Raw genomic sequence first — 6,707 nt, forward strand, 5'->3', positions numbered from 1 at the left:
TTTATCAACATAAAGATCAGAAAAAATGAAATTTAATAAAACATACGTAGGAGCCCTTTTCTTGTCATCAGCATTATTATTGACAAGCTGTGAAGCGGTTCAGAATTCTAATCACCAACAGAGAGGTACAGCCGTAGGTGCTGCTTCAGGAGCTGTATTGGGAGGAATCCTTGGTAACAATGTAGGAAAAGGAGGAAACGGAGCCATTGGAGCTGTATTGGGTGGTATTATCGGTGGTGTTGCAGGTAACGTTATCGGTAACAAGATGGACAAGCAGGCGAGAGATATCAAAGAAACTTTACCGGGAGCTCAGGTAGAAAGAGTAGGAGACGGTATTAAAGTGACCATGAATGAAAGTATTGTAAACTTTGCTTTCGACTCATCAAACCTTACTTCTGTTGCTCAGACCAACCTTGATAAATTAGCCAAAGTACTGGCTGATAACCCGGATACCAATATCAATATCTACGGACACACAGACAGTGTAGGTAAAGATGCTTATAATATGGCACTTTCTCAAAGAAGAGCTGATGCTGTAAAATCTTACCTGGTAGGAAAAGGAATTGCCGGAAGCAGAATGTTTACAAAAGGTGAAGGTAAAAATATGCCGGTTGCTAGTAACGATACTGACGAAGGAAGAGCTAAAAACAGAAGAGTTGAATTCGCTATTACTGCAAATGAGAAAATGATTAACGATGCCAAACAAGGACAGTAATTAATTTAACATATAAATATTTTCGTAAAAGACCGCCCCGGCGGTTTTTTTTGTATTTTTATGCTGGAAATTTTGAATTTATTATTTTTGTACCTGAAACCTTTATGATTTGAAATCCCTTATACAACATAAAAAATGATGAAGGCCCCTGACAACCATTAAAAAAACAAATAAAAATTTCGGAAGAAATAACATAAATGAAGAAATATTTAAAACTACTGCGTGTAGAACAATGGGTGAAAAACCTGTTTGTATTTGTCCCTCTCTTTTTTTCAGGTAATATTACCAACCTTAATTTACTTATCGAAAGTATTTTCGCTTTTGTCATATTCTCACTTGCTGCAAGCGTGGTCTACATACTGAATGATTACAACGATATTGAAGCAGACAGGAAACATCCTGAGAAAAGAAGAAGACCCCTGGCAAGCGGAGCAATTTCCAAATCAAAAGCAATAGGAATTCTTACAGGTCTTGTTATCACTGATATTATACTCGTATTATTAGCACAGCTCTATTTCCATCAGCCGTTATGGAAATTTGCAACCATCATAGCGTTCTATGTCGTGATGAACCTTGCCTATACTTTCAGACTCAAGCATGTCCCGATCATTGATATATTTATCATTGCCATAGGCTTTGTACTTAGAGTGCTGGCTGGCGGTTATATTACAGGGATCAGCATTTCGCAGTGGGCTATTCTGCTGACCTTTGTACTGGCATTGGTTCTTGCCATCGGAAAAAGAAGGGGCGAGCTGATCAATGCGCAGGTTTCAGGAAAGACAAGAAGGGCTTTGGATGGGTATAATGTACAGTTTGCAGATATTGCGCTGTCTATTTCCATTACTCTGGCTATCGTCTGTTATCTGATGTTTACCCTGTCACCGGAAGTTCAGGCCAGATTCCATCAAAGGGTTTTCTATACGGTAGTTTTCGTTGTATTTGCTTTGTTGAGATATCTTCAGCAGACACTGGTATACAACAGAACGGAATCTCCAACCAAAATTGTATACAGAGACCGTTACATACAGGTCACTCTATTACTTTGGGTCGCCACATTTTTAATTCAAATTTACTTTAAAAAATGAAGCCGAATTTCACACAGAAAGTTACAAACTGGGGAAATTTCCCGGTAGTGGAAAAAGAAATGAGATCTGAGGACAGCTTCAAAAAGATAAAAGAATTTGTACTCAATCACAACGAAATTATTGCTAGAGGAAACGGAAGATGCTACGGAGATGCTTCGTTGGGAGAGTCCATATTTTCTACTAAAAAATTAAATAAATTCATCAGTTTCGACCGTTTAAACGGAGTGATAGAATGTGAATCCGGAGTGCTGCTTTCGGATGTACTGGAGATCGCTGTTCCGCAGGGATATTTCCTGTACGTAACTCCGGGAACAAAATTCATTTCAGTCGGTGGAGCTATTGCTTCAGATGTACATGGTAAAAACCACCATGCTGAAGGCTGCTTCTCAGAATATGTGACTGAATTTAAACTGATGACTGAAAACGGTGAAATCATCACCTGTTCCAGAGAAGAGAATTCAGAAAAGTTCTGGGCTACCATCGGAGGAATGGGGCTTACCGGAATTATCCTTACCGCAAAATTTAAACTTAAAAATATAGAGTCTGCATACATCCGCCAGGAAAGTATCAAAGCTGAAAATCTGGATGAGATTTTTAGACTTTTTGATGAAAGTGAAAGCTGGACATACACTGTTGCCTGGATAGACTGTCTTCAGAAAGGAAAAAATATCGGAAGAAGTATTCTGATGAGAGGAGAGCATGCCTTTCAGCACGAGCTTCCTCAAAGTATGGGAAAAACCCCTTTAAGACTTAAAAAAAAGCTTCAGCCTACTGTTCCGTTCTATTTTCCCGGATTTGTACTGAATGCATTGACGGTGAAAATATTCAACTGGCTGTATTATAAAAAACAATCTAAGAAGGAAGTCAAAAATTTTATTGACTATGAAACATTCTTCTATCCTCTGGATGCCATCAATGAATGGAATAAGATCTACGGGAAATCTGGCTTTATACAGTACCAGATGGTAATTCCCAAAGAAGCAGGAAAAGAAGGAATGAAGAGAATTCTGGAAACGATTGCCCAAAGCGGAAACGGATCATTTCTGGCAGTGCTGAAACTGTTCGGGAAAAACAATCCGCAGGCCTACAATTCATTTCCTGTAGAAGGATATACGCTGGCATTGGATTTTAAAGTCAATTCAAAACTGAAGAAGCTGGTAGATCAGCTTGATGCTATTGTACAGGAATTCGGGGGAAGAATCTATCTTACCAAAGACAGTATGAGCAGATCATCACTGACCAATTATCTGAAAAATATTCAAAATCCTAAATTTGTGTCTTTACAGCACAAAAGAATCATAAACAACAATTCATAATGATCGTTCTGGGAAGTACATCTGAAGTGGCACAGGCTTTTGTGGAAAAAGCACTTCAGGAAGGAGAAAAATTTGAAAAAATCTATCTTTTTACCTCAAATAAGGAAACTACAGAGAGGTTTGCAAGGCATATTGATGTGAAGTTTCTGCAGCAGGCCGAAGTCATTGAACTGGACCTGACAAAAGAAATTGATTATAATAGATTTGATAATATCAATTCAAATGTATTATTTTGTGCCGTAGGATATCTGGGTGAAGGAACCGAAGAAGGATTGTATGATAACAGAAATACCGAACGGATTATTGATATCAATTATTCAAAGCTGGTGCCTGTTATGAACTATTTTGCCCATAAATTTGAAAACAGAAGATCAGGAACGATCATCGGGCTTTCATCAGTGGCAGGAGACAGAGGAAGACAGAGTAATTTTATCTACGGAAGTGCAAAGGCAGCTTTTACCGCTTATCTGAGTGGGTTGAGAAACTATCTTTTTGATAAAAAAGTACATGTTCTGACCATTAAGCCAGGGTTTATGGCTACCAAAATGACAGAAGGACTTCCTTTGAATCCTAAGCTGACAGCTACACCAAAACAGGCTGCTGCATGTATTTACAAGGCTTTTAAAAAGCAGAAAAATGTGGCTTATGTTTTGCCTGTATGGAGTATTATCATGTTGATCATCAGGAATATTCCTGAATTTATATTCAAAAAATTAAAGCTTTAAAAAATGAAAAAATTGTATTGTTTTGATTTTGACGGAACACTGACGTATAAGGATACCATGTTTATGTATCTTAAATTCTACGATTCTACAAAATACCGGATACAATTTTTAAAACATGTACCGCTCTTCATTCTGTTGAAACTGAAACTGGCTGAAACGGAAAAAGTGAAGAAAAGCTTTATCGGTTCTATTTTAAAAGGACAGTCTCAGGAAAAGATTGAGCAGAAGTCTAAACAGTTTTTTGAATTGCATTATCCCAAAATCGTAAGGGAAAATGCCCTGGACTTTATACAAAATATCGATAGGAATAATACACAGAGCTTATTGGTGACCGCTTCATTGGACATCTGGGTAAAACCTTTTGCCGATGAACTGAAAATGCATCTTGTATCTACCCGGGCCGAGTTCAAGAACGGTGTTTTCACAGGAAACTTTATCGGCAAAAATTGCAACGGAAAAGAAAAACTGGTAAGGATTAAAGCCGAAATCAACGATTCCAAGTATGATAAAATTATTGCATTTGGTGATACTTCGGGAGATCGGCCAATGTTGAAATGGGCAAATGAGGGACATTACCAATTTTTTCATTAATTTTGGAAGGTAAAAGTGTAAAAAATGAAAAGCCTGTTATTTGCTTTGACGATCACCCTGATGAGTTGTACGAATGTACCGTCTCAAAAGGAATCTCCTATGCAGGAAAAGGCAGAACTGCTTGTTTCTGAATCTCAGGGTGGGGCAGATCAGCCCGGCTTTAGAATCATTAAAGACGAGAAAGATTTTCGTAACACGATAAAAATGGGATTCGGATGGGTAGATCTTGAAAAAGAGCCGGCTACTGATTATCCGAAATTTCCAAAGAATAAAAAAGTTGTACTCTACAACTTGGGCAACTTCAGATCAGGAAGCCACAGAGTCACAGAGATCAGAAATGTGTCAGTGAAAAACAACATCCTGTATGTAGAAATTCCAGCCGGGGAACCTTCCGGTGAAATGGAAATTCAGGTGATCTCAAACCCCTGGATTATTTTCGCTGTTCCCGCAGAGTACCAGTTTACCTCCGTAGAATTAAAATATTCAAAATAATAATGGATAAAGTATATTTAGATAATGCCGCAACCACTCCGCTTGCAGAAGAAGTTATAGATGCAATGGTGGGTACAATGAAGATGAATTTCGGAAACCCGTCTTCAACGCACAGCTTTGGACAGGAAGCAAAAATACTTATTGAAAATGTAAGAAGACAGGTTGCAGACTATCTTCATGTAACTCCTGCTGAGATCATTTTCACTTCCTGTGGAACCGAATCCAACAATATGATCATCAAATCCGCCGTAGAACATCTTGGCGTACAAAGGATCATCAGCTCTCCTCTGGAACATAAATGTGTTTCAGAAAGTATTCTGGATATGAAAACCAGAAAAGGAGTAGAAGTAAGCTATATCCGCCCGAACGAAAAGGGAGATATTGATCTTAACAAATTAGAAGAGCTTTTGAAAGCTTCAGATAAAAAAACATTGGTGAGCTTAATGCATGCCAATAACGAAATCGGGAATCTGATCCACCTTAAAAAAGTAGCGGAACTGTGCAAAGAACACCATGCTCTTTTCCATTCAGATACCGTACAGACCATGGCTCATATGAACCTTGACTTCTCTGATATTCCTGTCGATTTCGCTTCCTGTAGTGCTCATAAATTCCACGGGCCTAAAGGAGCTGGATTTGCCTTTATCAGAAAAGCTACAGGCCTTAAAGGAATCATTACCGGAGGACCTCAGGAAAGAAGCCTCAGAGCCGGAACAGAGAATGTAAGCGGTATTGTGGGACTTGGGAAAGCACTGGAACTTTCGTTGACACATATGGACGAATATACACAGCATATGCAGAGCATCAAAGACTATGCTATCGAAAGATTATCAGCCGAAATAGAAGGCATTAAATTCAATGGCAGAAGTGCTGAGAAGGAAAACAGTCTTTATACAGTGTTAAGTGCTTTATTACCTTATAAAAATCCATTGATAGGACTTCAGTTGGATATGAAAGGAATTGCAATCTCTCAGGGAAGCGCATGTTCTTCAGGAGCGTCAAAACCTTCAATGGTAATGATGATGGTGCTTTCTGAAGATGAAATGGATCACTGTACCCCATTACGTATTTCTTTCAGCCATATGACAACCAAAGCAGACATTGATGCATTGGTGACTGCTTTGAAGGAAATTTCAAGCGATTACACTATAGAAAAAACTAATGTTGAGCATAGATAGTCTTATGATGTAAAAATCGTAATTTTGAAGACTCAATACAGAGAAAAACAAGAAAATAATATTAATTAAAATAAAAGAAACAAAAATGGCTTTAGAAATTACAGACAGCTCATTTCAGGATACGGTTTTAAAATCAGACAAACCGGTATTAGTAGACTTCTGGGCAGTATGGTGCGGACCTTGCAGAACTTTAGGACCAATCATCGAAGAAGTTGCATCAGATTTTGAAGGAAAAGCAGTAGTAGGGAAAGTAGATGTAGATAACAACCAGGAAATTTCGATGCAGTATGGTATCAGAAATATCCCTACAGTTCTTATTTTTAAGAACGGAGAAGTAGTGGATAAATTAGTAGGTGTAGCTCCAAAAGAGGTAATCGCTGAAAAATTAAGCGCTCACTTGTAAAAAAACAATTGTGATAATGAATACCTTCCGTGTTTGGGAGGTATTTTTTTTGAAAATAATTTGCAGGTAATGAAAAAAGGTGTAATTTTGCAACCACGAAAAAGAAACGACGTTCTTTAAAAATATGATCCGGTAGTTCAGCTGGTTAGAATGCCGCCCTGTCACGGCGGAGGTCGCGGGTTCGAGTCCCGTCCGGATCGCA

The 6,707-nt window shown here is 38.3% G+C and carries 8 protein-coding genes and 1 tRNA gene; all 9 read left to right on the forward strand.

The features are described from left to right. Window positions 1-25: 25 nt before the first annotated feature. The 9 genes from ACTJJF_RS14705 (at window position 26) to ACTJJF_RS14745 (ending at window position 6,705) form a co-directional block, all read left to right on the forward strand. On the forward strand, window positions 26-715 hold the full coding sequence (locus ACTJJF_RS14705; protein WP_065396906.1) for an OmpA family protein: 690 nt from the start codon (window positions 26-28) through the stop codon (window positions 713-715). Between the two features lie 197 nt (window positions 716-912). Beyond that, window positions 913-1,800: a decaprenyl-phosphate phosphoribosyltransferase gene (locus ACTJJF_RS14710; protein WP_312298102.1), complete on the forward strand. Its 888-nt coding sequence runs from the start codon at window positions 913-915 to the stop codon at window positions 1,798-1,800. Next, window positions 1,797-3,116: an FAD-binding protein gene (locus ACTJJF_RS14715; RefSeq protein ID WP_440700125.1), complete on the forward strand. Its 1,320-nt coding sequence runs from the start codon at window positions 1,797-1,799 to the stop codon at window positions 3,114-3,116. The genes ACTJJF_RS14710 and ACTJJF_RS14715 overlap by 4 nt, the downstream gene beginning before the upstream one ends. Further along, window positions 3,116-3,841, forward strand: coding sequence for an SDR family NAD(P)-dependent oxidoreductase (locus ACTJJF_RS14720; RefSeq protein WP_440700126.1), 726 nt, complete (start codon window positions 3,116-3,118; stop codon window positions 3,839-3,841). The genes ACTJJF_RS14715 and ACTJJF_RS14720 overlap by 1 nt, the downstream gene beginning before the upstream one ends. A gap of 3 nt (window positions 3,842-3,844) precedes the next feature. Next, complete coding sequence (locus ACTJJF_RS14725) at window positions 3,845-4,432, forward strand: HAD family hydrolase (protein ID WP_312298096.1); 588 nt, start codon at window positions 3,845-3,847, stop codon at window positions 4,430-4,432. Between the two features lie 24 nt (window positions 4,433-4,456). Next, a complete protein-coding gene (locus ACTJJF_RS14730; RefSeq protein WP_440700127.1) occupies window positions 4,457-4,924 on the forward strand; it encodes a hypothetical protein in 468 nt (155 codons plus the stop codon). Between the two features lie 2 nt (window positions 4,925-4,926). Next, the gene (locus ACTJJF_RS14735; RefSeq protein WP_440700128.1) at window positions 4,927-6,102 is read left to right on the forward strand and encodes a cysteine desulfurase family protein; all 1,176 of its coding nucleotides are present in this window, start codon (window positions 4,927-4,929) and stop codon (window positions 6,100-6,102) included. A gap of 85 nt (window positions 6,103-6,187) precedes the next feature. Beyond that, window positions 6,188-6,505: a thioredoxin gene (gene trxA, locus ACTJJF_RS14740; protein ID WP_027374941.1), complete on the forward strand. Its 318-nt coding sequence runs from the start codon at window positions 6,188-6,190 to the stop codon at window positions 6,503-6,505. Between the two features lie 126 nt (window positions 6,506-6,631). Continuing rightward, a tRNA-Asp gene (locus ACTJJF_RS14745) sits at window positions 6,632-6,705 on the forward strand. Window positions 6,706-6,707: the final 2 nt, after the last annotated feature.

The sequence above is a fragment of the Chryseobacterium sp. 22458 genome, from assembly GCF_052044975.1.
Taxonomy (GTDB): domain Bacteria; phylum Bacteroidota; class Bacteroidia; order Flavobacteriales; family Weeksellaceae; genus Chryseobacterium.